Annotated in this window: 24 protein-coding genes; 22 read left to right on the forward strand and 2 right to left on the reverse strand. The window is 50.7% G+C overall.

Features of this window, described 5'->3' with window-relative positions:
• Nucleotides 1-4: 4 nt before the first annotated feature.
• The 15 genes from IEY46_RS26935 to IEY46_RS27005 all read left to right on the forward strand — a co-directional run bounded on the left by IEY46_RS26935 (nt 5) and on the right by IEY46_RS27005 (nt 16,588).
• Nucleotides 5-175, forward strand: coding sequence for a DUF3934 family protein (locus IEY46_RS26935; protein WP_188997003.1), 171 nt, complete (start codon nt 5-7; stop codon nt 173-175).
• A gap of 78 nt (nt 176-253) precedes the next feature.
• The gene (locus IEY46_RS26940) at nt 254-1,138 is read left to right on the forward strand and encodes an NAD(P)-dependent oxidoreductase (protein WP_188997005.1); all 885 of its coding nucleotides are present in this window, start codon (nt 254-256) and stop codon (nt 1,136-1,138) included.
• A gap of 147 nt (nt 1,139-1,285) precedes the next feature.
• On the forward strand, nt 1,286-2,776 hold the full coding sequence (locus IEY46_RS26945) for an aminotransferase-like domain-containing protein (RefSeq protein ID WP_188997006.1): 1,491 nt from the start codon (nt 1,286-1,288) through the stop codon (nt 2,774-2,776).
• Entirely contained in the window at nt 2,748-3,950 is a 1,203-nt protein-coding gene (locus tag IEY46_RS26950) for an aminotransferase class I/II-fold pyridoxal phosphate-dependent enzyme (protein WP_188997008.1), read from the forward strand. The genes IEY46_RS26945 and IEY46_RS26950 overlap by 29 nt, the downstream gene beginning before the upstream one ends.
• Before the next feature lie 1,348 nt (nt 3,951-5,298).
• Nucleotides 5,299-7,281, forward strand: coding sequence for an ABC transporter substrate-binding protein (locus tag IEY46_RS26955; RefSeq protein ID WP_188997010.1), 1,983 nt, complete (start codon nt 5,299-5,301; stop codon nt 7,279-7,281).
• Nucleotides 7,282-7,394: 113 nt separating this feature from the next.
• A complete protein-coding gene (locus IEY46_RS26960) occupies nt 7,395-8,393 on the forward strand; it encodes an ABC transporter permease (RefSeq protein ID WP_188997012.1) in 999 nt (332 codons plus the stop codon).
• Nucleotides 8,390-9,556, forward strand: coding sequence for an ABC transporter permease (locus IEY46_RS26965; protein ID WP_229750565.1), 1,167 nt, complete (start codon nt 8,390-8,392; stop codon nt 9,554-9,556). Before IEY46_RS26960 ends, IEY46_RS26965 begins: the two co-directional genes overlap by 4 nt.
• 14 nt (nt 9,557-9,570) lie before the next feature.
• Nucleotides 9,571-10,590, forward strand: a complete 1,020-nt coding sequence (locus IEY46_RS26970) for an ABC transporter ATP-binding protein (protein WP_188997014.1) — start codon at nt 9,571-9,573, stop codon at nt 10,588-10,590.
• Nucleotides 10,591-10,606: 16 nt separating this feature from the next.
• Nucleotides 10,607-11,626, forward strand: a complete 1,020-nt coding sequence (locus IEY46_RS26975) for an ABC transporter ATP-binding protein (RefSeq protein ID WP_188997016.1) — start codon at nt 10,607-10,609, stop codon at nt 11,624-11,626.
• Nucleotides 11,623-12,012 (forward strand): hypothetical protein, encoded by a 390-nt coding sequence (locus tag IEY46_RS26980; protein ID WP_188997018.1) that lies wholly within the window; start codon nt 11,623-11,625, stop codon nt 12,010-12,012. The genes IEY46_RS26975 and IEY46_RS26980 overlap by 4 nt, the downstream gene beginning before the upstream one ends.
• Nucleotides 12,005-12,472 carry a hypothetical protein gene (locus IEY46_RS26985; RefSeq protein ID WP_188997020.1) on the forward strand — a complete coding sequence of 156 codons (468 nt, stop codon included), beginning with the start codon at nt 12,005-12,007 and terminating at the stop codon, nt 12,470-12,472. The genes IEY46_RS26980 and IEY46_RS26985 overlap by 8 nt, the downstream gene beginning before the upstream one ends.
• Nucleotides 12,473-12,479: 7 nt before the next feature.
• The gene (locus IEY46_RS26990; protein ID WP_188997022.1) at nt 12,480-13,244 is read left to right on the forward strand and encodes a DeoR/GlpR family DNA-binding transcription regulator; all 765 of its coding nucleotides are present in this window, start codon (nt 12,480-12,482) and stop codon (nt 13,242-13,244) included.
• A 64-nt stretch (nt 13,245-13,308) separates the two neighbouring features.
• Nucleotides 13,309-14,238: an AraC family transcriptional regulator gene (locus IEY46_RS26995; protein WP_188997024.1), complete on the forward strand. Its 930-nt coding sequence runs from the start codon at nt 13,309-13,311 to the stop codon at nt 14,236-14,238.
• Between the two features lie 114 nt (nt 14,239-14,352).
• Entirely contained in the window at nt 14,353-14,991 is a 639-nt protein-coding gene (locus IEY46_RS27000) for a TetR/AcrR family transcriptional regulator (RefSeq protein WP_229750566.1), read from the forward strand.
• A 229-nt stretch (nt 14,992-15,220) separates the two neighbouring features.
• Nucleotides 15,221-16,588: a serine hydrolase domain-containing protein gene (locus IEY46_RS27005; protein WP_188997026.1), complete on the forward strand. Its 1,368-nt coding sequence runs from the start codon at nt 15,221-15,223 to the stop codon at nt 16,586-16,588.
• Between the two features lie 225 nt (nt 16,589-16,813).
• Here IEY46_RS27005 and IEY46_RS27010 read toward each other — a convergent pair whose 3' ends face one another.
• Nucleotides 16,814-16,987 carry a P-loop NTPase family protein gene (locus IEY46_RS27010; RefSeq protein WP_188997028.1) on the reverse strand — a complete coding sequence of 58 codons (174 nt, stop codon included), beginning with the start codon at nt 16,985-16,987 and terminating at the stop codon, nt 16,814-16,816.
• 271 nt (nt 16,988-17,258) lie between these two features.
• On the opposite strand from IEY46_RS27010, the gene IEY46_RS27015 reads away from it, so the two are divergent.
• From IEY46_RS27015 to IEY46_RS27045, 7 genes are all read left to right on the forward strand, one after another.
• On the forward strand, nt 17,259-17,873 hold the full coding sequence (locus IEY46_RS27015; RefSeq protein ID WP_308422846.1) for a zinc-binding dehydrogenase: 615 nt from the start codon (nt 17,259-17,261) through the stop codon (nt 17,871-17,873).
• 95 nt (nt 17,874-17,968) lie between these two features.
• Complete coding sequence (locus tag IEY46_RS27020; protein ID WP_188997030.1) at nt 17,969-20,266, forward strand: helix-turn-helix domain-containing protein; 2,298 nt, start codon at nt 17,969-17,971, stop codon at nt 20,264-20,266.
• Nucleotides 20,267-20,585: 319 nt separating this feature from the next.
• Nucleotides 20,586-21,440, forward strand: a complete 855-nt coding sequence (locus tag IEY46_RS27025; RefSeq protein WP_373288903.1) for an ABC transporter permease — start codon at nt 20,586-20,588, stop codon at nt 21,438-21,440.
• A 26-nt stretch (nt 21,441-21,466) separates the two neighbouring features.
• Nucleotides 21,467-22,363, forward strand: coding sequence for a carbohydrate ABC transporter permease (locus IEY46_RS27030; protein ID WP_188997033.1), 897 nt, complete (start codon nt 21,467-21,469; stop codon nt 22,361-22,363).
• A gap of 105 nt (nt 22,364-22,468) precedes the next feature.
• On the forward strand, nt 22,469-24,157 hold the full coding sequence (locus tag IEY46_RS27035) for a type 2 periplasmic-binding domain-containing protein (RefSeq protein WP_188997035.1): 1,689 nt from the start codon (nt 22,469-22,471) through the stop codon (nt 24,155-24,157).
• A 197-nt stretch (nt 24,158-24,354) separates the two neighbouring features.
• On the forward strand, nt 24,355-24,642 hold the full coding sequence (locus IEY46_RS27040; RefSeq protein WP_188997037.1) for a hypothetical protein: 288 nt from the start codon (nt 24,355-24,357) through the stop codon (nt 24,640-24,642).
• Nucleotides 24,639-25,472 (forward strand): phytanoyl-CoA dioxygenase family protein, encoded by an 834-nt coding sequence (locus IEY46_RS27045; RefSeq protein WP_188997039.1) that lies wholly within the window; start codon nt 24,639-24,641, stop codon nt 25,470-25,472. Before IEY46_RS27040 ends, IEY46_RS27045 begins: the two co-directional genes overlap by 4 nt.
• A gap of 83 nt (nt 25,473-25,555) precedes the next feature.
• Here IEY46_RS27045 and IEY46_RS27050 read toward each other — a convergent pair whose 3' ends face one another.
• Nucleotides 25,556-26,128, reverse strand: coding sequence for an SLOG family protein (locus IEY46_RS27050; RefSeq protein WP_188997041.1), 573 nt, complete (start codon nt 26,126-26,128; stop codon nt 25,556-25,558).
• Nucleotides 26,129-26,216: the final 88 nt, after the last annotated feature.

A 26,216-nucleotide genomic window follows, 5' to 3' on the forward strand; every position in this document is an offset into this window, starting at 1 on the left:
TCGAATGGCTAAAGGCAAGGGCGGAACAGGCCGAGGAACGGACCGCAAGGGCTGGACCCGGTGGGATAAAAGCGCCAAGGCGAAAAACGCCACCAAGGTTTTTGGAAAAGGCAAAGGGAAAACGACGGATGCGAAAGGCACAAGCAGCACAGATGGAGCAAAAGAAAAGAATTAAGATTTGCCTGTCTGAAACGAACATGCGGCACTTGTTTGACTTGAAACCAAACCTGATGAGTCGGAGGGGGGATCAGCGATGCCTTCAAATTCAAATGCAGCTAAGCCGGCAGTCGGATTTATCGGAATCGGCGTGATGGGGAAAAGCATCGTGCGCAATCTGATGAAAGCCGGTTATTCGCTTCATGTGTCCAGCCGGACCAAATCCAAGGCGGAGGATATTCTGCAGGAGGGCGCATGCTGGCATGATCAACCGGCGGAAGTGGCAAAGCATGCCGATGTGGTCATGACGATGCTGGGTTATCCGCATGATGTCGAGGACGTTTATTATGGCGAACAGGGGCTGCTGAAGCATGCCGCTCCAGATAGTGTGTTTGTGGATTTGACCACTTCCAGCCCGGAGCTGGCCGTGCGGCTGGAGCAATCCGCCCGGGAGCGGGATTGCTTCAGTCTGGATGCGCCCGTATCAGGGGGCGATATCGGTGCCCGTGAAGCGAAGCTGTCGATTATGGTCGGCGGCTCCGAAGAAGTCTTCCAGCGGATACGCCCGATCTTCGAGGCGATCGGCACGAATATTGTGTACCAGGGACCCGCTGGCGCCGGTCAGCATACGAAGATGTGCAATCAGATCGCGATTGCCGCAAACATGCTGGGGGTGTGCGAAGCGCTCCGTTACGCGGAGAAGGCGGGGCTGGACCCGGATACTGTATTGAAAAGCATAGGAAGCGGAGCGGCGGGCAGCTGGTCCCTGAACAATCTGGCGCCGCGAATGATTGCAGGCGATTTCGAACCTGGCTTTTATGTGAAGCATTTTATCAAGGATATGGGGATAGCTCTGGAATCAGCGGAGGCCATGGGACTGGAAGCGCATGGACTCAGCCTGGCCAAGTCGCTGTATGAGCGTCTGGCGCAAGCAGGCGAGGCAGACAGCGGGACCCAGGCGCTCTACAAGCTGTATAAATGATGCACATCGGAATGTTTAAGGACTGCAGGATAGGGACCCGAAAGGCCGATAGGATGGACCTGAACCACGACCGGATTAATAATCCAGGGCTGTGGTTCTTTTTTTCCCTCTCCTACTGTGCCATGATAGCTATGGGGGCGATGAACCGTGTTTAAAGATTTTCAACTTATCGGAGAACATCCGGCATCCATTCAGGTGAAGGATTATATCAAGCGTCTGATTCTCAAAGGCGCCCTGCAGGCAGGGCAGAAGCTTCCGTCTACGCGTGAGCTTGGCGGGCTGCTGAATGTCAGCCGCAATACAGTGATTGCCGCCTACGCAGATCTGGAAGCGGATGGATTTGTTTATGTGCTGAAGGGAAAAGGCAGCTATGTGGCTGCATTATCCGGTTCTGTCAGCCAGGCAGCCCCTTCCTGGCAGATGGACTGGACAGCCAGGCTGAACGGGCACGCGCGCATGGCCGAGCAGCTGGATCTGATGAAGCACGGGATCCGGGCAGACCGGGGAACGATTTCCTTCACCAGTATTGCGCCCGATGAGAAGCTGTTTGATCTGGATAATGTGAAACGCGCCTTTCTGGACCGGATGTCGGTGGAAGGAAATGTTCTGCTGAACTACGGCTACGCCAAAGGCTATAAGCCACTGATGGATTATCTGCTCCGCTATATGGACCACAAGGGCGTCGATCTTCAGGGCAAGGATATTCTGATTACGAACGGATTCACGGAAGGTTTCGATCTCGTCTTGTCGGCTTTGAGCAGGCCAGGGGGCACCGTTATCTGTGAGAATCCGACCCATCATACCGCGCTGAAGAACCTGAAGCTGCATGGGTTTAACATTACCGGCATTGCGATGGAGCAGGGCGGGATTAATCTGCGGAAGCTGGAGGAAGCCTTGGAGCAGCGCGCATATGACTGCGGATATTTTGTTCCTTCCTACCATAATCCGACGGGTATGGTTATGTCGCCGGAGAAGAGGCTTGCGCTAATGAAGCTGATGAAACGTTATCAGGTTCCCATTATAGAAGACGGCTTCAACGAGGAGCTGCGTTATTCGGGCTCCCATGTGTCGCCGCTGATTGCGGCGGCGGGACCGGGCAACCATGTAATTTATATCGGCAGCTTCTCCAAGGTGCTGTTCCCGGGACTGCGCGTTGGCTGGGTGCTGGCAGACCGGAAGCTGATTTATTATCTGGAGAGCATCAAAAGGGCGCGCACCATTCATACATCCACACTGGATCAGTCGATCCTGTATCAATATCTGGTTAACGGGAATCTGGAAAAATATTTGAAGAAAGCCAAAACCGAATATAAACGCAAATACGAATGGACGCTTCAATGCTGCGAAGAGCATATCCCTTACACCCGGTTGACCGGGGATGGCGGGCTGCATCTGTTTGTTACCTTCCCGGATGACTTTGATTCACGGGAGCTGCTGGAAGCGTGCCAGAAGCAGGGAGTTATTTTTACGCCGGGGGATATATTCTTCACGGATGGAAGAGGCCGCAATACGATGCGGATCGGCTTCTCCCGGGTGTCTGACGAAGACATCGGCAGAGGAATCCGGATTATTGGCGAGACGGCCAAACAAATGATAGGGAGTGTTGGCAATGGAAACGGGCAGCATGAGGATGAGTGATTTTATTGCGCCGCATGTGCGGAATATAGCGGCTTCGGGAATCCGGAAGTTTTTTGAACTGGAGGCAGGCAGCGATACGATCTCGCTGGGAGTAGGGGAACCGGATTTTGTAACGCCTGCACATGTCAGAGAGGCTTGTATACGAGCGCTTGGCGAAGGCAAAACGATGTACACCCCCAATGCCGGACTGATGGAGCTGCGGGAGGAAATCGCCGGATATCTGCACAGCGGGTTTAACCTGCAATTTGAACCGCAGAGCGAGGTGCTTGTAACAGTTGGAAGCAGCGAAGCGGTGGATTTGGCACTGCGGACGCTGATTTCGGCAGGCGATGAAATTCTCCTCTGCACGCCAAGCTATATCGCGTATTCGCCAGTCGCCAGCCTCCAGGGCGGAGTCATCGTAGAGGTGGAGACATCCGCAGAGGAGCAGTTCAAGCTGACGGCGCAGGCGCTGCAAGGTAAAATCACGCCGCGCTCGAAGGTACTGATCGTAAACTTTCCGAACAATCCCACAGGCGCCGTCATGACCCGGGAGGATTGGCTGCCTATTGCCAGGCTTGCCGCAGCGCATAATCTGATCGTTATTTCCGATGAAATTTATGCCGAGCTTGCCTACGACGGGAGACATTGCAGCCTTGCATCGCTTCCGGGCATGAAGGACCGCACGATTGTGATCGGCGGGTTCTCCAAAGCATTTGCGATGACCGGCTGGCGTGTCGGTTATGTTTGCGGGAACCGGGAGCTTATTGCCGCGATGCTGAAGATCCATCAATATACCGCCATGTGCGCGCCTGTACTGGGACAGATCGCGGCCATTGAATCGCTGCGCAGCGGTCTGGAGGAGAAAGACCGGATGATCCGTTCATTCAAGGAACGCCGGGATCTGTTTATCCAGGGGCTGCGGGCGATCGGTCTGCCCTGCCATGAACCTCCCGGTGCGTTCTACGCGTTCCCCTCCATCCGGCATACCGGCCTCACCTCGGAGCAGTTTGCCCTCAGGCTGCTGAAAGAGGCCGGAGTCGCAGCGGTTGCCGGCAGCGTGTTCGGCGCGGGCGGGGAAGGGTTTATCCGCTGCTCCTACTCGGTGTCCCAACTCAAGCTGGACGCAGCACTGGAGCGGATGGAACGCTTCCTGCGGACACTTGCGCCAGCTGCTGCTGAGCGGGCCGTTTAGCTTCCCCGACCTCAATGTTGTTTGCACTATAAACGATCCATGGATGAACGCTTTCTTGAACATGCGGTTTGAACAGCATGTTCATAAGCGGCTTCCAGAGGTCTTTTTTTAGTTCTCCCCCTAAATCCCCCAGAGGGGGACCCCAAAGGGTTCCGACCCTCTGGACACCCGGAAAGGTATAACGTTGGTGCTGCCGTCAGCGTGTGAGCTAGCAGCGAGCAAGGCACGTTTACGTCCCATTCGGGACCCACTTGTACGGTTTGCGCACCCGAGCTGGCGAATGTCCCTTCGGGACAGGGGCAGGGAAGAGAAATATATTGAAGTAGACTTTCTCCTCGAACAATAGCAAAACGCGACTCTTGGGCAACAACGTTATGAAGGACGAAGTCAGGTGGCACGGGAGCAGAAATAAGGAAGTGTGTCCCGTAGGGACGAAAACGATCCTAGCACGAAAGTAACTCACAACCGATTCTCTGTAGACGCCAACGTTTTTCCATTTCTGGGTGTCCAGAGGGTCGGAGACCCTTGGGGTCCCTCCTATGGAGGGATTTAGGGAGGGATTTCATATTGAAGTAGACTTTCTCCTCGAACAATAGCTAAACGCGACTCTTGGGCAACAACGTTATCATGGACGAAGTCAGGTGGCACGGGAGCAGAAATAAGGAAGTGTGTCCCGTAGGGACGAAAACGATCCTAGCACGAAAGTAACTCACAACCGATTCTCTGTAGACGCCAACGTTTCTCCATTTCTGGGTGTCCAGAGGGTCGGAGACCCTTGGGGTCCCTCCTATGGAGGGATTTAGGGAGGGGATTTCATATTGAAGTAGACTTTCTCCTCGGACAATAGCTAAACGCGACTCTTTGGCAACAACGTTATCATGGACGAAGTCAGGTGGCACGGGAGCAGAAATAAGGAAGTGTGTCCCGTAGGGACGAAAACGATCCTAGCACGAAAGTAACTCACAACCGATTCTCTGTAATCGCCAACGTTATTCCATTTCTGGGTGTCCAGAGGGTCGGAGAGCCTTGGGGTCCCTCCTATGGAGGGATTTAGGGAGGGGCCGTTTCCGACTATCTCCGAGTTTTTCCGTTTGAAGATATCAAATAAATATTGAAAATGTCCCAAAAGACTAAAAATGTGTCCGAGTTGACGATGTAGGATCCGATTTAACCCACTATTCTAAAATAGTAAAAAGTAAACGTTTACATTATGATGCTGTTTTGCGGCGGGAGGAGGAAGGCGGATCAACCTGTTCATCTGTCGGTTTAAATGACCTGCGTAATTGTGGGAACAAGCTTGGCTGCACAGACATACTCAAACATTTTCAAACATATGGAGGGGTAAAAGATGAAGAAAATGAGTGCAATCATCCTCTCAATCCTACTCGCTGCGGTTGTTTTATTAGCCGGTTGTGAGGATTCGGCAAAGAATGTCAATACTCCCGCGGCCGAAGACAACAAGTCCCCCGCAAACAATAAAGAGCCGGTAAAGGACAACGCCGAGCCGGAAAAAACGCCTGATGCGGCAGACCCCGCATCAACGGAAGTCAAAGAGATCTCTGAATTCAAACAGTCCCCCTACCTGGATGATAAATCCCTCCCCGCCGTTAAAGACAGACTCCCTAAGGATTATAAAATTACCAATGAAATGCCGGCAAGCCAGCTGGAATATGAGAACGGCACCTATGGAGGCACGTTAAGAACCATCACGGCGGCTGTTGACTGGGATGCCGATGTGTTCGTAATGAACAATGAGCCGCTCATCAATACCCCGGGCATTCTGGGCGACGAAATAACGGGTAACGTCGTGAAGGAATTCAGCATGAGCGAAGATGAGAAAACCTTCTCCTTTGTCATGCGTGAAGGACTGAAATGGTCAGACGGCGAACCGGTCACGACGGACGATGTCAAATTCACCGTCGAGGATGTCCTGATGAACAAGGAGATCACGCCGATCTTCCCGGTCTGGCTTCGCGGTGGTGGCGTGATCGATGGCGCGCCGTTCAAGCTTGAAATCGCCGATAAATATAACTTCAAGCTTATCTTTGACAGGCCTTACGGAGGGCTCACGATCCGCCTTGCTATCCAAGGTTGGAGAGGATACTCCGAACTGCTGCAGCCTGCGCATTATTTGAAGCAGTTCCACAAGAAATACACGCCGCTTGCGACGCTTGAGCCCTTAATCAAAAAAGCCGGTTTCCGCCCTGGTGAGTGGGTGAACCTCTTTAATGACAAGGACATTATCAACTCGAAGCTGACCAGCAAGAAAGCGATCGGATTCCCTGTTCTGTATCCCTGGATGATCGTGAAGAGTACGGAAACGACGGCTACTTTCGAAAGAAATCCCTATTATTTCAAAGTCGACTCTGCAGGAAACCAGCTCCCTTATATTGATAAAATTCAGAGCACGTTCGTTCAGGATATAGAAATGGTCGCTCTGAAAACCATTGCCGGCGAGGTGGATTTCTCCCGTGAATCGGCGGCATTGATTAAAATGCCCCTGTATCGGGAAAACGAGAAAAACGGCTACAAAGCCTTGCTTGCCAACATGCATGTCACGCCGACGGATATTTTCCTCAACATGAACTTTGATAATAAAACCTGGCAAAGTGTGGTCCAGGATAAACGTTTCCGCAAGGCGCTCAATATGGCGCTGAACCGGGATGAAATCATCGATGCCATCTATTTCGGTTTTGCGAAACCATCCGAGATGGAAGACTCGACCTTCGACCTCGACGGTGCAAATCAGCTGCTCGACGAGATGGGGATGAAAAAAGGAGCGGACGGAATCCGTACCACACCGGACGGCAAGAAATTTACCATTCCGTTTGAAATCGGGGCACAAGCTCCGGATATCGTTCCGATGACCCAGCTGGTTGTGGAAATGTGGAAAGAGCTGGGATTGAATGTGACAATGAAGACGATCGATCAGGCGCTCTGGACTACCCGCAATACCGCAAATCAGCTCCAGGCTTCTGTGGTTTGGACGCATACCCCTCTATGGTACATGGGGGATTGGGGAACGGGATTATGGGCTCCGGCCTGGGACAGATGGCATATAACAGGAGGCAAGGAAGGTAAAGCACCGCCGGAAGATATCAAAGCCTTTTTCGCCCAAATGGACAAAGCGGCAGCAGCGGCGCCGGAAGATGCCAAAAATATTTTTGCCCAAATCAAGGATGGCTTTAAGGAAAACAACTGGTATTTCGTTCCGATCGAAGAAGTGAAGCAGCCATTGATTGTCAATGCCAAGCTGCATAATATTCCAAATGACGCGTCTTTTGCGATCGCGGCAAATTTCAGCGGAGAACAGTTCTGGTTCGGTAATTAGGCAGCAGCTTGAAAAAGTGAGAGAGCCCGGTGGGTGAGGAGAATGAGAAACCGGGCTCCCTTAATGAAGGAACAGGATAAAGCAGGCATGCTTGGCATGAAGGAGGAAAGCGCTTGTTAAATTATATCGGTTACCGGGTACTTCAGCTCATTCCGCTGCTGATCGCCATCAGCATTATTGTGTTCGTCATTATTCAATTGCCGCCTGGCGATTTCTTGACCACGTACATTGCCAATTTGAAGCTGTCCGGTACGGAAGTGAATGATAGTGCCATTCTTAATTTGAAGATGCAATATGGACTCGATAAGCCTATGTACATGCAGTATTTGGTGTGGATGAAAAATATCATTGTGCACGGTGATTTAGGGCGATCCTTTCAATGGAATTTGCCAGTAACCCAGGTAATCGGAGAACGCTTGGCGTTGACGATGACCATATCGATTATTTCGCTTATTGTAGTGTGGATCATTGCCATCCCGATCGGCATTTATTCGGCGACGAACCAATATTCGGTCATGGATTATATCTTTACGTTCATCGGCTTTATAGGCCTTGCCGTTCCCGGATTTCTGATCGCCTTAATTATTATCTATGTGATTTTTACCCAGACGGGCATGTCCATAACCGGGCTGTTCTCGCCTGAATATCAGGATGCGCCCTGGAGTATGGATAAAATAATCAATATGCTTCCCCGCTTGGCGCTCCCCGTTGTCGTAATCGGGATGAGCGGTACGGCCGGACTTATCCGGATAACCCGGGGGATGCTGCTGGATGAGCTCAGCAAGCAATATGTGATCACGGCCAGGGCAAAAGGGGTTTCCGAGCGCAAGCTGCTATTCAAGTATCCCGTCCGCATGGCGATCAATCCTTTAATCAGTACCATAGGATGGACGCTCCCCGCTCTGATTTCCGGAGAAGCGATCGTTTCCATAGTACTCAATATGCCGACAACAGGCCCCATGCTGCTCAAGGCGCTTATGTTCCAGGATATGTATCTGGCAGGCAGCTTCCTGCTCATCATTAGTGTATTGACGGTCATCGGCACGCTGCTGTCCGATATTCTTCTGGCGGCATTGGATCCGAGGATCAGATATGGGGGGGCCAGTGAATGAGTGCGATGACGAATATTGCAAGCCGGCTTCGGAGAACCAGAAAAACCAAACCGGAACGCAAGGAAAAGAGCAAGCTTGAAAATGTTGAAGTAGCCTCCCAATGGCAGCTGATGTGGTGGAAATTCAAGAAACATAAACTTGCCGTTGTTGCTGCCATTGTTCTGCTGCTCTTTTATTTGGCGGCCGCCTTCTGTGAATTTTTGTCGCCTACTGTTCCGGCCATGCGCTATCCCGAATATAAAAATGCTCCGCCGCAAAAAATTCATTTCGTCGACAAGCAGGACGGTTTCAGCCTGCGTCCCTTTGTCTACGGATTCAAAGAGGAAATCAATAAAGAAACCTTCTTGCGCACTTTCGTTGAGGATACCAGCAAGAAATATCCGATCGCTTTTTTCACCAAAGGCGAGCCCTATAAACTATGGGGACTGTTTCAATCCGAGACTCATCTAATCGGCCTTAAGGACTCCGAGGAGGCCCTTGTCCTTCTGGGTACGGATAAGCTCGGCCGGGATATGCTATCGCGCATTATTTACGGATCGCGGATTTCCCTTTCCTTCGGCCTGCTGGGCATTGTATTTACACTCATTCTGGGGCTGATTCTGGGTGGATTCTCCGGTTATTTGGGCGGGGTTACCGATACCGTCATTCAGCGGACAATCGACTTGCTGATCTGTATTCCCACCATTCCCTTATGGATGACACTTGCAGCTGCGCTGCCGAGGGATTGGACGGCGCTGCAAATTTATTTTGGCATGATTCTCATTTTTTCCATCATCGGCTGGACGGGGCTCGCCCGGGTCGTACGGGGGAAAATTTTATCCCTGCGTGAAGAGGATTTCACCATGGCGGCACGCCTGTCCGGTGCCACGGACATGCGGATCATCCGCAAGCATCTGCTTCCCTCCTTTGCCAGTTACATTATTGTCAGCACCACCTTGTCGATACCGGCTACGATTATCGGGGAAACCTCGCTTAGCTTTCTGGGACTGGGACTCCAGGCGCCGGTTGTCAGTTGGGGCGTCCTGCTGCAGGATTCCCAGAACCTGGAGACGCTGGCGCATCATCCTTGGCTGCTGATCCCTGCTCTTTTCATTGTAGTTGCCGTACTGATGTTCAATTTTTTGGGAGACGGACTGCGTGATGCGGCAGATCCTTACAAGTAGAGGAGGGGCTTTCCATGGCCGCAACAGGTGATATCGTTCTGGAAGTAAAGGATCTGACCACACATTTTCATCTGGATGAAGGTATTCTTAAAGCAGTGGATGGCGTGGATTTAACGATTAAGCGGGGCAAAACACTTGGCATCGTAGGGGAAAGCGGCTGCGGAAAAAGCGTAACTTCCCAGGCGCTGCTGCGCATTGTTCCCAAGCCGGGAAAAGTCGAGGGACAAATTCTGCTCAACCGGAAAAAAGACCGCGATCAGGCCAAAGTGACAGACTTGGTCAAGCTGGATGCATTGGGAAAAGAAATCCGCGATATCCGTGGCGGCGAAATCGCGATGATTTTCCAGGAACCGATGAAAGCATTCTCGCCCATCCATACGATCGGGAATCAAATTATGGAAGCGATCCTTCTTCATAGCACCGACAATGAGGAGAAAGCCAGGGAAATCGCCATTCAGACCTTGAAAAGTGTCGGGATGTCCAATGTGGAGCAGCGGATGAATGAATATCCGCATCAGTTGTCAGGCGGTATGCGGCAGCGGGCCATGATTGCAATGGCCTTATCCTGCAAGCCCTCGATATTGATCGCGGATGAGCCAACAACGGCGCTGGATGTAACTGTTCAGGCGCAGGTGCTTTATTTGATCAACGAGCTTAAAGCCCAAAACGATATGTCAGTGGTCTTCATCACCCATGACCTTGGCGTGATTGCCGAAATGTCCGATGATGTGGCCGTCATGTATCTGGGCAAGGTTGTGGAATACACGGATGTGGATACGTTATTCCACGGAGCCCAGCATCCCTATACGAAAGCCTTGCTGAACTCCATTCCGGCCATTAACAAAGAAAACCAAAGGCTGGAGTCCATCGAAGGGACGGTTCCATTTCCGATGAATCTCCCCAAGGGATGCGGATTTTATTCCCGGTGCAAGCATGCGGTCGATGGCGTATGCAACAAGGAGGACATTCCCTTGATCAAGGTCAAGGAAGGACATCGCGTCAGATGTGTGCTGGCTGAAACCAACCTGGAATAGAGGAGAAGAGGCAGCTATGGAAACGGTAGAGCAGATTCTTGAGGTCAAGGCGATGAAGAAATATTTTCCGATTACGAAAGGTTTCTTTCAGCGTACGGTCGGTTATGTCAAAGCGGTTGACGATGTGAGTATCCATATCGGCCCCGGGGAAACCTTAGGTCTGGTCGGCGAATCCGGCTGCGGGAAAACATCTTTGGGCCGCTGTATTCTGCGGGCTATTGAGCCAACCTCGGGGGAAACGAAATTCCGGCAGCATGACGGAACAATGGTCGATATTACCAGGCTGGATTCCAAGAGTCTGCGCGCGATACGAAGAGACATGCAGCTTATTTTCCAGGATCCCTATTCTTCGCTCAACCCCAGGATGACCGTGCTGAATATCGTAGGAGAGCCTCTGGTATGCAATAATTTGGCCAGCGGGGATGCGCTGAAGGAGCGTGTCCGCGAGTTGATGGAGCTTGTCGGACTCAACAGCCGCCATATGGAAAGATATCCCCATGCCTTCAGCGGAGGGCAAAGACAGCGGATCGGGATCGCCCGCGCATTGGCGACGAACCCGAAGTTTATTGTGTGTGACGAAGCGGTATCGGCCCTGGATGTATCCGTGCAGGCACAGATCATTAATCTGCTGCAGGACCTGCAGGCCAAGCTGAATCTGAGTTATTTGTTTATTTCCCATGATCTTGGCGTCATTCAGCATATTTCCAACCGGGTCGGGGTCATGTATGTCGGCAAGATGGTGGAAACGGCCACTACCAAGGAGCTGTTCAACCGCCCCATGCATCCGTATACGGAAGCGCTTTTGTCGGCCAAACCAATACCGGATCCCCGGAAGAAATCCAACCGGATTATTCTTGCCGGCGAAGTCGCCAATCCCGCCAATCCGCCATCCGGCTGTTATTTTCATCCGCGCTGCCCTTATGCACAGGATGTCTGCAAGAAGGAAAGTCCGCCTATGGTCAAGGTGGAGGAAGGCCATTATGCTGCTTGTCATTTCGCCGGCGAACTCAGCCTGCGGGGGGTGGATCAATTATGACGCTGATTCTGGTCACGATCCTGGCTTTTCTGTTTCTGCTGGGACTGATTATGGTGGGTTTTCTATGGTACATGAAAGCGGTAGCCGGCATTCTCATCGTCAGGAAACATGAGGAGCTGGAGCGGATCACCGCGAGCAACGATATTCCGGAGCAGTGGACGGCCCGGCATAATGAGCGGATCATCAAGCTGCACCAGCAGGGGAATCTGGAGAAGTCCCGGAAGCTGCAGGAGGCGGCAAGAAGGAGCTATGTAAGGAAGCTGAAGCGGCTTGCCCATTATTTAAGAAGAACACGTCTGGTCGACAGTGAAGAAACAAGAACCTATACGCTGATGCAGCTCGATTCGGTCAGAATGAAGTGGGAGGAACAGTCCTCCCATGGATGATTACATGAAAATGAGCAGCAGGAAAGCAAAAGCGGGCATCTATTCCTATTTGCTTTCCTTTGTGACGAGTGGTCTGGGCATCTATCTGTGGTTCGAAATGCGCGATTTGATTTCGAATTTGCTGATCGTCCTTCATATTAATCCTTCCGCATGGCGGGCTTTTGACAACTTTTCCTTCCTATTGCTGGGTGTTCTCTGGCTTGCATTCGTGTTTATTACCCAGCATGCCTATCAAAAAAGCTACTTGGCAGGCACCTTGTTCCGCCGTGTTTGTTTGGTGATCGGCATTCAGATGCTGATCTGGTTTGCCATGCGGCTGATCGCGGTCCTTATTCAGGCTATTACCCTGCATGCATGGGGCTGGATCCTCTTTATCTGCGCGGGAGGCGCCGGCATGGTTCTGATCCTTTACGCCAGAAAAGGGCGGACGATCATATATGCAGAGGAGTTCAAGGGGTGATTGAATCATGCTTGCTGCTGCGAGATACCAGCGAATTGTCGATCTGGTCAATGAACGCGGAAGCGTTCGGGTGACGGAGCTCAGCCAACTATGCCAGGTAACGGAGGAAACCATTCGCAGGGATTTAGGCAAGCTGGAAAGCGAAGGCAGACTTTGTCGCAGCTTCGGAGGAGCGCATGGCATTAAACGCAATACGCCGGAAATTCCCTATAAGGAACGCGAGATCACCAACATCAGGGAGAAAGGAAAAATTGCCGAAGCGGCTATCCAGCACATTGCCCCCCATGACCGGATTGTACTGGATGCGAGCACGACTGCCTGGTATATGGCTTCCAAGCTGCCTGATATTCCGCTCACTGTCATTACCAATTCCCTTAAGGTCAGTCTGGAGCTCAGCGTGAAGAAGAATATTCAGGTCTTCAATACAGGGGGAAATATGCTTTCGAATTCCTTGTCTTTTATCGGTCCGATCGCTGAGAAAACAGTGGATGATTTCCATGTGGATAAAGCTTTTATTTCCTGCAAGGGCGTGCATTTGGAGCGTGGGATCAGCGAATCGAACGAAATGCAGGCGAGGATCAAAAAAAAAATGATGCAGATGGCAGAGGAGGTATACGTACTGGCAGATTACAGCAAATTCGACATTCAGTCCTTTGTATCTGTAAACGATTGGCGAGGGATTCATCATCTGATTACCGATTCCAAAACCAGTCCGGATATTATCCATCAAATCAGAGGCAAGCAGGTTCAAGTCATACAATTAACCGAGTGATCGTATAACCGGATGAGTGTTCACTACTCTTGACTACAGCATATTGGTGCAAAGGGGAGTTGGCATGCTCAATTTTTGTTCAAATCATTCCTGTTTGAATGAGGAAAAAATTCCGTTCTCGATCTCCCGCGTCTTGCTTGAACAACATCAAAACCATTTTATACAGGAGCATGATTATGTCGAGCTGGTTTATATTGTACGGGGCGATGCCAGATACATTGGCGAGGGGAATTGCTGCGATATACACACGCATGATATCATCATCTTCAATTCGGGCGAAAATCACTATTACGAGGTGAGGCAGGACGAACCGCTTGAAATGATCCAATGCCGGTTCAATTCTGATTTTATTCATGAAAGTTTATTGCGACAGTTGGGAATTACAGCCTTGATGGATGATTCCCATTCCTACATCCTGCCAGATAAAGGGGGGCATTGCTGCAACCGGTTGAATTTAAAAAACCAGGACAACATACGCGCCGTATCCTTGCTCAACGGTATTCAGCTGGAATGGCGGTTCAAGCAAGCGAACCATCACGCCTTGATCAAAATTCTGGTACTGAAGCTTCTCGTGCTGATATCCCGCTACAAAAGCCAGAATTCATCTTGCCAGCCGGAGCTCAAAAGCATACGAAACAGCCGGAGCCGGATCTTGACGCGCAGGGTGAATGGTTTTCTAGAGAGCCATTATGCCGAAAAACTGTCCATATCCGCCATAAGTGAACTTTTTAATATAAGCACGCGCCAGATGAACCGCATTTTCAAGAAAGAAACAGGGCTTACGCTCACGGAGCGTGTCCATGAAATCCGCATCAAACGGGCCAAACAATATTTGGTGGAGAGCGACGAGAAGGTCATCCAGATTGCGATTCTAGTGGGGTATGAGGACCCTACCTTCTTTTCCAATTTGTTTCGCCGCCAAGTCGGCTGTCCTCCAGGTAAATTCCGCAAGGTTCATCAGGAGATGGCGGAGAAGCACATATCCATATCCTGAAGGACTGCCAGCCAAAGAGGGACCATCCGCTTCCATTCCGGGCGTAATTGACAGTCGATGGAGACTACATTATAATTTACTAACTAATCGATCGGTCGGTAAAAGGAAGGGACGATGGAGATGCCCCTGCAGCTTTATGAAAGAGATAAGATCCTGGAAGCTTGTCTTGCTGTGTTTGCTCGTCGTGGTTATAAAAATACTTCAACAGGAATGTTGGGGGAAGCGGCCGGTATCTCCAAGGCATTGATCTTCCATCATTTCAAGAGTAAAAAAAATTTGTATTTTAGCTTATTGGAACACTGTTATGAAAAAGGTGGGAAGGTATTCCAAACGAATTCTGTTTTGGAATATGATGATTTTTTTGAGGCGATAAGTATTTCGATGCGTAACAAATTTGAATACTATCGGAAAAATCGAGATGAGTCAAAATTGCTGTACGAAGCGTTTTATATAACTCCTGAGGAATTAAAAACAGAACTAGAAGAGGAATATGCAGATGTGATTCAAAATTTTGAACGAGGAATAAAAAATCAGGTGTGGGAGCAGCTATTTGAGCAAGTTGACCTGCAAAGTGGGATAGACCGTAGCGAAGCGATGGAGTTCATCATGCTTACTTTAGGGCACTTTGAGAGACAATTTTTAAATGAGCTTACAGATCAGAATAACATGGATGATGAATTTGCCAGGCGCATATACGATAAGATGGATCGTTTTTGCAAGATGATTCGCAGTGGAATTCTAAAAACTCCATAGACTAAATATGAGGATACGTTTCATAGACCCCCGATTTTCACCAAAATGGTGTAAATCGGGGTTTTTTGTGTATTTCATTTTAATGATTGGTTTAAAAAAATATATTGACCTTTCGGTTAGCAAAATGTATATTTAACTGACCGATCGGTCCATAAAATTTAAAGCTTATTTTTTGAAAACGAAACAAATCTAAAATTTCGAAAAAACATCTTGAGAAGGAGATAAAACAATGACAAAATTCAATCCAGCTCATTGGCAAGAAAGACTTGATCGCTTGCGTGCTGCTAATCACGTTCCAGGTGCATCTTTAGCAGTACTTATTAACGGGGAAATTTATGAGTTGGCAAGTGGTGTTTTGCATCGTGGAACAGGTGTGAGTGTCACGACAGACTCCGTGTTTCAAGTTGGTTCGATAACCAAAATTTATACTGCAACTCTAGTGATGCAATTGGCCGAATCAGGTGAATTGGACTTAGATGCACCTGTCATTGATGTGTTACCAGAGTTTGAAACTCCTGATAAAAGAGCTACCGAAACAATTACCATTCGGCAATTGCTCAGTCACACGAGTGGTTTAACATGCGATTTTACGCATGACACAGGTCGAGGCGATGACTGTCTAGCACGTTATGTGGAGGCGAGTAAAGATATAGCTTTGGATTGTCCGCCAGGGATGGCAATTTCCTACAGCAGTGTTGGATACAACGTTTTGGGACGTATTATCGAGGTTGTAACCGGACAAACGTGGGACGATGCACTTAAGGATAGATTGTGTACTCCACTTGGACTAAACAGTACAGTGACATTACCCGAAGATGTATTGCGTTTTCAATCGGCAATGGGCCATTTAGGATTACCAGGACAAGATCCAGAGCCGTGTCCCACTTGGAATTCATTACCTCGCTCAGCTGGTCCTTATGGTGGTGTTCTCTGTGCTACTTCTGCTGATGTTGTTCGATTAGCAAAAATGCATATAGACGGAGGAACCGCTCTTAATGGAACACGTGTATTGGATTCCGAGACGGTAACTGCTATGCAGACACGCGAGGTTAATTGCATGGATAAATGGTCGTTTAGCTCCGACGGTTGGGGATTAGGATGGTCATTGTACGATTGGGAAGGTGTTTTTGGATTTGGCCATGATGGCGCTACTATAGGACAGTATAGTTATTTGCGTGTAGTACCGGAAGCAGGTATTGCGATTGTCTTGTTGACGAATGGTGGAGGAGCATACCAGCTTTATACTTCGTTATTTCAAGAACTTCTAAATGAGCTAGCCGGTGTGAAGATACCTGATTCTTTTAGACCGCCAGAAAAACCTGTCTCGGTGAATGTTAAACCATTCCTTGGTACCTACAAGCGAGAAGGCAGTGCTATTACGATTACTGAGCGTGGCGGAGAACCACACCTGGTGTGGGAATTAGTTGATGGAAATGAAGGTTTTGCACCCCCACTGGAAACGAATCTCGTACCAGTATCTGATACGGTATTCGCTGCATTCTTCGGTGAAAATTGGATACCTGTGTTGTTTTCTGTACTTCCGGATGGAACCGAATATGTCTTACTTGGTATGCGAGTCGCTCAAAAGATTGCGTAATACAGCGTTTCTATGGGGAAATGTTGTGGTAATGGTGATCCTGCACACGTCGAGCAGGATCATCGCCGCCGCGATCGCAACCCGGCTTGGACGTCGGGGCTTTTATTTGGTTTCCCTCTCTTTACTTTCTTCACAATCTCACCTACTTTTTTATACACCCTCATCTCAACGCAATAGGCCACGAGCAAAATCCCGACTCACCCCGCAAGCGCGACCCATATATCATTACCCACACGGCGGACCTGACAGCAGCGCACGGATGGCTTCCATGATCGAGCATACCGGCTGGGCGCTTGCGCCATCCACCCATGACAATATCCCCGCCGACGAACGAAGCCGTGTGGTTGGCTCGTCGAGGAGAATGATCTTCGGATTTCCCACAAGGCTAAATTGAGACATCCAGCCGGGCATGCTAAACTGGAGGGAACATAGACACAGATAGTTCCGCACCAGGGCGATAGCCGAGAGCGGCTGCCCCCATTATTCCAATCAGGGAGGTTGACCGATTGAAAGCAATTCTTGTTAAGAAACCTGGAGGGATCGACCAGTTAATTGCAGGTGATTATCCCGCACCGGTTCCGGCCGACAATGAATTATTGGTTAAAGTGAAGGCAGCGGCGGTCAATCGTGCCGATATTGCCAAACGAAGAGGGCGGCCGCTATTCCGGAAGTGTTTCTTACGGCCTATCAGACGCTGTTCTGGCAGGGGCAGCTGGAAGCAGACCAGTGGGTGCTGATCCACGCCGGGGCGAGCGGTGTAGGAACGGCGGCCATACAATTAGCCAAGCTTATAGGGGCCAAGGTCATCGTGACGGCGGGAAGCGACGAGAAGCTTGCGGTTTGCAGGAGCCTTGGAGCTGATATTGCCGTCAACTACAAGAAGGCGTCCTTCGATGAGGAAGCAAGCAAAGCTACGGGCGGACAAGGCGTCCAGGTTATTCTCGATTTTGTCGGCGCTTCGTACTGGGAGCGGAATATCGCCAGTCTCGCTGTTGACGGCAGGATGGTACTGATCAGCTCGCTCGGCGGCTCCAAAGTGGAGCAGGTGAACCTGGCTGCCATTTATGCCAAGCGGATCACGATTATCGGTACGCTTCTTTCCCCGCGAAGCGTGGACTATAAGGTGCGGTTGACCCGGGAGTTTACGCGGGCGGCTCTGCCTGCTCTCACAGATGGACGCCTGAAGCCGGTTATTGACCGCGTTTATCCGCTGGAAGAGGTCGGAGAAGCACACCGACGCATGGAAGAAAATTTGAATACCGGCAAGCTTATTCTGAGGGTATAAGCCGCTTAGGGCACTTGTTAAGTAAGGCTATACCTGCCGGAAGAGTAGATATACCTAGTATTGGAATCGCTTTCATAGTAAGGGGCGGCATAATCATGAAGAGCAAGTTTTCCAAAACATTCCGAAGATTTCTGTTATCCTATCTCGTGATTCTGATTATTCCGAATATCGCGGGCTATATTACGTACCAGACTTCAATTAACGCTGCCGAGAAGAACTCGATCGATACCAGTCTGCTATTGCTGAAACAGAGTAAGGATGTTCTGGAGCAGCGCATGGCTGAAGTGAAGAATTTTACGCGGCAGCTTGCAATCAATCAGGATATCACGCTAATAATGAATGAAAGCGTAAAGAAAGATTCCTACAATATATACGGATTGTGGAAGACCTGGCGGGATGTGTCCTATTACGATAAAACGAATGACTTCCTGCAAAATTATTATATTTATCTGAATAATTATGACGTTATCCTGACTCCGGCTACGATTTATTACCGTCCGGTTCATTATTATGAGCTGAACCAATACAGCGATTTGACGTTCGAGGAATGGAAGAAAACGGTCATTCAGGCCAGTCATCAGGATACAGTCCTGCCGCTGCGCTCGTATATCCGCAACAAGACGGAATCCTTTGTCATGACTTATATCCAGTCCCTCCCGCTGAACAGCTTTGGCAAACCAAGAGGGACGGTCGTTATCCTGATCGATGAGTCCAAAATCAGCAGCATGCTGATGAGCTTCTCCAGCCAATACGGCGGCTGGGCCTATATCACGGACAAGGATGGGAAGCCCCTGGCTTCCGCAGGCATCGACAATGACCAAATCGCTCAGATAGGCTTGAAGTCGGCTCCCCAGGAGATGGAGACCCGGCAATTCGTCGATGACACGCTGCAGATCACGGTCCGCTCGGCAAGCAATGGCTGGCTTTACGTGGCCGGCATTCCCAAGGCCGCTCTGATGGAGCAGGCGACTAAAATTCAGCATTTCACGTGGACGGTGACGGCCGTCGCACTTGTTATCGGTCTTCTGATCTGCCTGCTGCTGGCTTACCGCAACAGTACGCCCATTAACCGGCTTGTCCGCATCGTGCGCGAGCAGATCGGTCAGGATTCCTATGCCGCACGTAACGATTATGATTTCCTGCATGGCAATATCGCCGGTCTGATCAGCGACAACCGGCTGCTGGAGACGGAATTGAGCCGCCAGATACCGCTTGTCCGGGACGCTTTCATTAAGCGCATTCTGCGGGGGGAGTTCCACTCGCTGCATGAAATCAGGGCAGCCGCCGCCCAATCGGGAACCGAATTTCAAGGTGATTACGGTTTTGTGGGAATCATCCGGATTAACGGCTACAGTGGCATGAACTCGGAAGAAATCCTCAACGAGCTGCAGGCTGCGCGCCTGCTGATTAAACAAACGGTCCTCGCGCTTGATGCCACAGCGGCCATTACCGATCTGGATTCCGACAAAATCGCCATGGTTAGTTCGCTTGCTTCCGAGCCCCGCGAGCTGCAGCGGATGGTTATCGAGGAGCGGATGATGGAGCTCAAAGCCATTCTTGATGCGGATTACCGCATATCCGTCACGATTTCCTTCGGATCGTCATTTAACAGTCTCTCCGATACCAGCCGTTCCTTTGAGGAAGCAAGGCGGGCAATGGATTATGCCGCCGCCTCCGGCAGCGATGGAAACATCATCTGGTATCAGGAGATATGGAAGGAAACCACGACTTATTATTATCCCCTCGATCAGGAAATGCGGCTGCTGAGCGCGTTGAAGGTTGGAGAAACCACGGAGGCCAAGCGGATTGCCGATCAGATTTTCGTGCAAAACTTTGCCGAACGCGGTTTGTCTGCCGAGATGGCACAGCAGCTCATCGGGGAAATCAAAGGAACCATCCTGAAGCTGATCGATCAGAAGGCGATTCCAGATCCGGATGAATCCGAGCTGCTCAAGAACCGGACCGTCCAGATGGTGCTGTCGGAGGGCATCGACCAGGTTCGCAGTGAGCTGGAGGAGATCATAGAGCAGATCGGCGACCTGATCGTGAGGAAGAAGAACGAGAAAGAAAACGAAACGGTCAGCGCCATACGCCAAGCTGTAGAAGCCCGGTTCGGAGACGCCAATCTGTCCATGTACCAGATCGCCGAATCGGTAGGCCGGCCGGAAAAATACATTTCCCAGCTTTTTAAGGAACAAACCGGCGAGCATGTATCGGATTTTCTGGAGAAAATCCGCATCAAGCACGCGTCCGCGCTGTTATTCGATTCCGTTATGACGATTGACGAGATTGCTTTGCAGGTCGGCTACAACAGCTCTCATTCTTTCCGCAGGGCATTCAAGCGCGTGCAGGGGGTTTCGCCCAGTCTCTACCGTAAATCCACAAATGAATAACTGCCTGTCCGCGACTCCCGGCCCTTTCTGGCCGGGAGTTTCACGTCTATCGTACGGTGGAAATTGAAGGGTACACCCCGTAATTGTACCCCGATTTCCCAAGTGTACCTTTACGAAGCTGCCTGTGTACCCGTAATATTTGCGTAAAGAAAGCGCTACCAAATTGTAGCAGCCACCATTGCCAAACCAATAAAGGAGGGAACCTATGGAAACGGTCAGAGCCGTACAGCCAACAAAGAAAACCAACGCCTTAAGAGGGGCGAGGCTTCGGGCTGACGCCAGAAGAAGCTTCAGAAGACATTGGCAGTTTTACCTGCTCATTATTCCCCCCGTACTTTTCTTTCTTATATTTAAGTATATCCCCATGCTGAATGCCGTCATTGCCTTCAAGGATTACAGCATTGTAAAAGGGATATGGGGCAGCCCGTGGGCCGGGCTCAAGCATTTCAGATTGTTTTTTGAAAATCCGGTCTTCTGGGTGCTGATGAAAAACACGCTGATTATCAGCCTCTATCACCTGGTTGTCGCTTTTCCGATTCCGATCCTGCTGGCGCTTGGACTCAATGAGATCCGCCATGGCTTCTTCAAGCGGGCCGTGCAGCTGGTAACGTATGCGCCATATTTTATTTCCACCGTCGTAATGGTTTCCATCATTATGCTCCTGATGTCGCCGAGGCTCGGGATCATGAACACGCTGATGCAGCAATTGGGAATGGAGCCGGTCAACTTCCTCGGCGATCCCGGTATTTTCCGCTCCGTCTATGTATGGTCTGATGTATGGCAGACGATGGGGTATTCCGCTGTCATTTATTTGGCCGCCCTGGCCGGCGTAGACCCCGCTCTCTATGAGGCCGCCCGGGTCGACGGAGCGTCCAGGGTGCAGAAGATTTTTCACATCGATATTCCGGGGCTGCTTCCGGCAGCCATTATTATTCTGATCTTGTCCGTAGGCAATATTATGGCGATCGGCTTCGAGAAGATTTATTTGCTGCAAAATCCGCTTAACACAAGTACCTCCGAGATTATTGCCACTTATGTGTACAAGATCGGACTGCTCAATGCCAATTTCAGCTTCGCTACGGCCGTCGGATTGTTTAATTCCGTGATCAATCTCATCCTGCTCATGCTCGTCAACGCGTTGGCAAGACGAATATCCAACAACAGTCTCTGGTAAGAGAGGTGAAGAGAGGAGTGTCCAAGATGCAAACCAGCCGAACCCGCATCCGCGAATCATTTGGCGACCGGATCTTCCTGACGGGGATCTACATCCTGCTGACGGCCGTGCTGCTCGCCGTGTTGTATCCGCTTGTCTATATTTTCAGCTCGTCCTTCAGCAGCCCGGCGGCCGTGTCGTCGGGGAAAGTATGGCTGTTTCCGATTGATTTTTCATTAGCCGGTTATCAGGCGGTCTTCAAAAACACCCAGGTGCTGACGGGATACGGGAATTCCTTGTTCTATGTCATTGCCGGGACGCTCATCAGCGTGACGCTGACCGTTATTCTTGCTTACCCGCTGTCCAGGAAATCGTTTTTCGGCCGCAACGCGCTGATGATGTTCATTGTGTTTACGATGCTGTTCTCCGGTGGCCTGATCCCGATGTATCTGGTGGTCAAGCAGCTCGGGATGATCGATACGCGCTTGGCGCTGCTGATTCCGCAGGCTATCTGGGTATGGCAGGTCATTATTACCCGGACCTTCTTCCAATCGTCGATTCCCGACGAGCTGGTGGAAGCGAGCGAAATGGACGGCTGCAGCGACCTGAGATTCATGTGGAGCATCGTTGTTCCCCTGTCCAAGCCCATCATTGCCGTGCTTGTGCTGATGTATGCCGTCGGCCAGTGGAATGCCTATTTCGATGCCCTGATTTATTTGAAATCGCAGGCGCTCCATCCGCTGCAGCTGGTACTGCGCAATATTCTGATTCTCAATACGGCGACCGGCAATATCGAAGCGTCGGAAATGGTCAAGCGCCAGCAGATGGCGGACCTGATGAAATACTCGCTGATTGTGGTCGCCAGTCTCCCCGTACTGATCATCTACCCGTTCGTCCAGCGCTATTTTGTCCAGGGGATGCTGATCGGTTCTGTGAAAGGATAGTGAAGAAAACAGGCAAACACGGTCGCGGTATTGCCTTGAGAGGGGGAGTCCTTATGTAAGTGTAAGTGAGCCATATTACTATACAAAATAACGGGAGGGATTAGATTGAAAAAGACGATGACCTTATTGATCTCGCTTATGCTTGTTTTCTCGCTGGTAGCAGCCGCTTGTTCCAAGGATAAAGGCGGCACGGCTGCCAGTACCGGTAACGGCGGCAAGAAAGCGGCGGCAGAAGGGGAGGGGAATACCGGCCAATCGGAGGCTCCGGTGAAAATTTCGATTTTCGCCCAGCAAAATGCCGACACGGACCTTAAAACCAATTCCTTTACCAAGGAAGCGGAAAAAATGTTCAACATCCAGTTCGATTGGCAGACGATTCCGTATGACGGCGCAGCCGAAAAAAGACAGATCTCGCTCGCCAGCGGCGATTATCCGGATCTGTATATGCTGATTCCCTGGGTAGACCGCTTCTCGCAAACGGATCTGCTTCGTTTCTCCCAGCAAGGCGTCGTCCTCCCGCTAAATGATCTGATCGACAAATATGCGCCGAATATTAAAGCAGCTCTGGATCAATATCCGTACTACAAAGCGATGAATACCGCTCCGGACGGCTATATTTACGGTCTGTCCCAGCTGGTGGAATGTTACCACTGCTCGTACCCGAACAAAATGTGGCTGAACACCAAATGGCTGGATAAGCTGGATCTGAAAATGCCGACAACAACGGATGAGTTCAAAGCTGTGCTGAAAGCATTCAAAACCAAGGATCCCAACGGCAACGGCAAAGCGGACGAGGTACCGCTGAGCGGCTCTACGGAAGATTACGGCGTGCATATTATTCCTTATTTTATGAACGGATTTATTTATGACGATGACAGAACCTACCTGATGCTTGATGGCGATAAAGTGGACATTGCGGCCAATAAGCCCGAATGGAAGGAAGGACTGGACTTTGTCAAATCGTTGTACGACGAAGGGCTGATTGATCCGGGCGCCTTCACGCAGAATGCCGAAGCCTACAAGAAAATCGGCGACAATGCGGAAACCCAGATCCTGGGCGCCGGCGTCGGTATGCACCCTGCAATTTTCGTAAGCACGGGCGACGATACGCCTTACGGTGCAGATTATAACCCGGTGGCTCCCCTGCAAGGGCCCAAAGCATCCTACGCGACCTATAACTATCCGAGTGACCCGGGCGCTTCGTTCGTATTGACGAACAAAGCAAGCGAAGAAGCTCAGATCGCTGCCATCAAATTAGTGGATTATATGATGACGCCGGAAGGCAATCTTCGCGCCAACTTTGGCGAAGAAGGACTGGATTGGAGAAAGCCGGCAGAAGGTGAAAAAGCCATTAATGACGCGACTGCGCCTTTCTTTACCACTATCCAGATGAAGAAGGACGAAAAACCGCATAATAGCAGCTGGGGTGCGATGGCCCAATACTACAATCCCAAGGAGTACCGGGACAGCTGGGTAGCGGCCGATGATATCTACTCCTCCGCCGGTTATGAGCGCAGATTGCAGCAGGCGACGGAGCTGTACGACGGCAAGCAGCCGGAGAATGTCTTCCCGCATTGGGCCATCTGGGTCGATCCGGCTACAGCCGATGAAGCGGCCATGATGAAAACAAACATCAAGGATTATATCGATCAGAACGCGCTGCAGTTTGTCACAGGCGCCAAGGATCTGAACAAGGATTGGGACGCTTATGTAAAAGGCCTGGATAACCTGAACCTGAAACGTTATCTCGAAATTATGCAGGCTGCATATGACGGTACCAAAGGCGATGATTGAATCGTGGAGGCGGATTGCATTTGCAAAATCCACCTCAGTGGGTTAATGCGGAAAAGCTTTGTACCTAAACGTTTAAACTGCATAATAATTAACCGGATTTGCATATTTTAAACTACCATTACGAAACTTGGGTTTGATCAATCACTCTGCCGCGCATATGCGGCAGAGGCATAGAATGAAGGAGGCTAGTTCACGTTATGACCAATGAAAGACAACAGTTGTTGATTCTTCATTTAGCTTTGCCCGATCTGGAATCCCATACGGTTGCCTGGGCCCTGTATGACGGCGCGCTGCCGGAGGACCGGCTGCAGATGAACACGGGAGACCAGAATGAACCTCCCTACCAGTCGGTTATCGATGCGATGAGGGACGGCTGGTTTGTGATTCAATTAGCGCCTATGCCTACCTATCTAAGGGGAACCGAGCATGAGAGCGGCCATTTGCCGTATGAATATGTACTGGAGAGGAGAGTGGCGGTCTCATGATGATTATGGGGACGGAAAACCGCGTGCAGAAGCAATCTCAGCCTATCGGCATGGAGCATCTGCTGACGGCCAGGCAAATGGCTTCATTCATCACCGACGGATATTTGCACGTCGAGAATCTCGTGCCGGATGAGCTGAACAAGCTGGTCGACGAGGAGCAGCGCAGCGGACGCGTCAAGCAGCGCGGATACTGGCAGCAATCGGAGTACATTCAGCAGGTGTTCGATCTGCCGCAGGTCAAAGGCATTATCCGCAGTCTGGTTGGCGATTACCCGGTATACGATCATTCCGCCCTGCATATTGTGCAGCCGAAGCATTTGAAAGCCCAGGAATGGCATGCCGATTCGATCATCAACACGCGCAAATACGGCTTTGATATCCAGGCGTTTTATTTTGCCCATGATGCCCCGGACGAGATGGGGCCGACGCTGGTGCTGCCGGGGTCCCATCTGCGGCGGGTCAATACCTCCAGCATCGGGCGCTACAAGAACATCATCGGGCAGAAGCGGATGGTATCCAGAGCGGGCACCATGTTCTTCGTTCACGAGGGCATATGGCACTGCGCCCAGCCAAATCATACGGATCATACGCGGTATGTATTCAAGCTGCGGCTGCGGCCGAGCCAGGAACAGCGGGGCCTGTTCAACACGGAAGGCTACCGCGACGAGGAAGTCGCGAATATTATTTATCGAGGCTATGAGCTGTGGCAGGGCAATGAAGGGCGTCTTGACCATGTGGCACGGGCGAAGCTGTGGCGTTATGTCACAGGCGATGACACGATTGATGTATCATTCGAAGGAGCGCTGTCGCGGATGAATATTCCGCTTTAAATGAGGAAGAAGCTTGCTGTCGCTGACTGAACAGTGAAAGCAAGCTTCTTTTTTGTGCATAGAGGAGCCGTCAGGCCGTTAGGTTAGCCATTCTCATTGGATGAAGAATCCTCGTAGCTTTCTTCATTTGCGATATCCTGAATCTCTTCCGAGCTGATGTTGATGTAACGGTAATCCCCGTCCTGCTGCTTCTTGAGCGCCCGCTCCTTGTAGAAACGGGGACTGCCTTCGCTGGCATCCTCGTCATAGACGAGCAGGATGCCGTCCGTCTTGCGGAATAACAGATCGTCCCGGGCGGCGAACTGCCAAGTGCCGCTGTAAGGCTGATTGCTGACGCTGGCGTAATGGTCCACGCCTTTACGCATCTCTTCATAATATTCCTTCTTGGCTTCATTCCACTTTTCCTCGGGATGCTGGAAGGCCGCGATAATGGATAATTTCAAATGCGGATAGCTTCGTTTCAGCGCGATCACCACTTCACAAGCCCAGAGGTCCACACCGTACTGGCCGGGTGTAATGACCCATTCCAGCCCTTCCTCGATGAGCGGAACGAGGCGCCGGGCGAGCGCTTTTTGGATGTAAGGGATGCCTGCGTGTTTCTGGTTGAAAATGTTCAACTCATGCGCGCGGTAGCCGGTCACCAGCAGATTTTTCAATGCTTTACGCCCTCTCGGTTTATTAGCCTTATTATAATAAACGTTTCAGGCGCAGACAAACATTGTCTGCAGCGCGGCCGGCTCGCGA

The sequence above is a fragment of the Paenibacillus nasutitermitis genome (assembly GCF_014641075.1).
Classification (GTDB): Bacteria; Bacillota; Bacilli; order Paenibacillales; family Paenibacillaceae; genus Paenibacillus_Z; species Paenibacillus_Z nasutitermitis.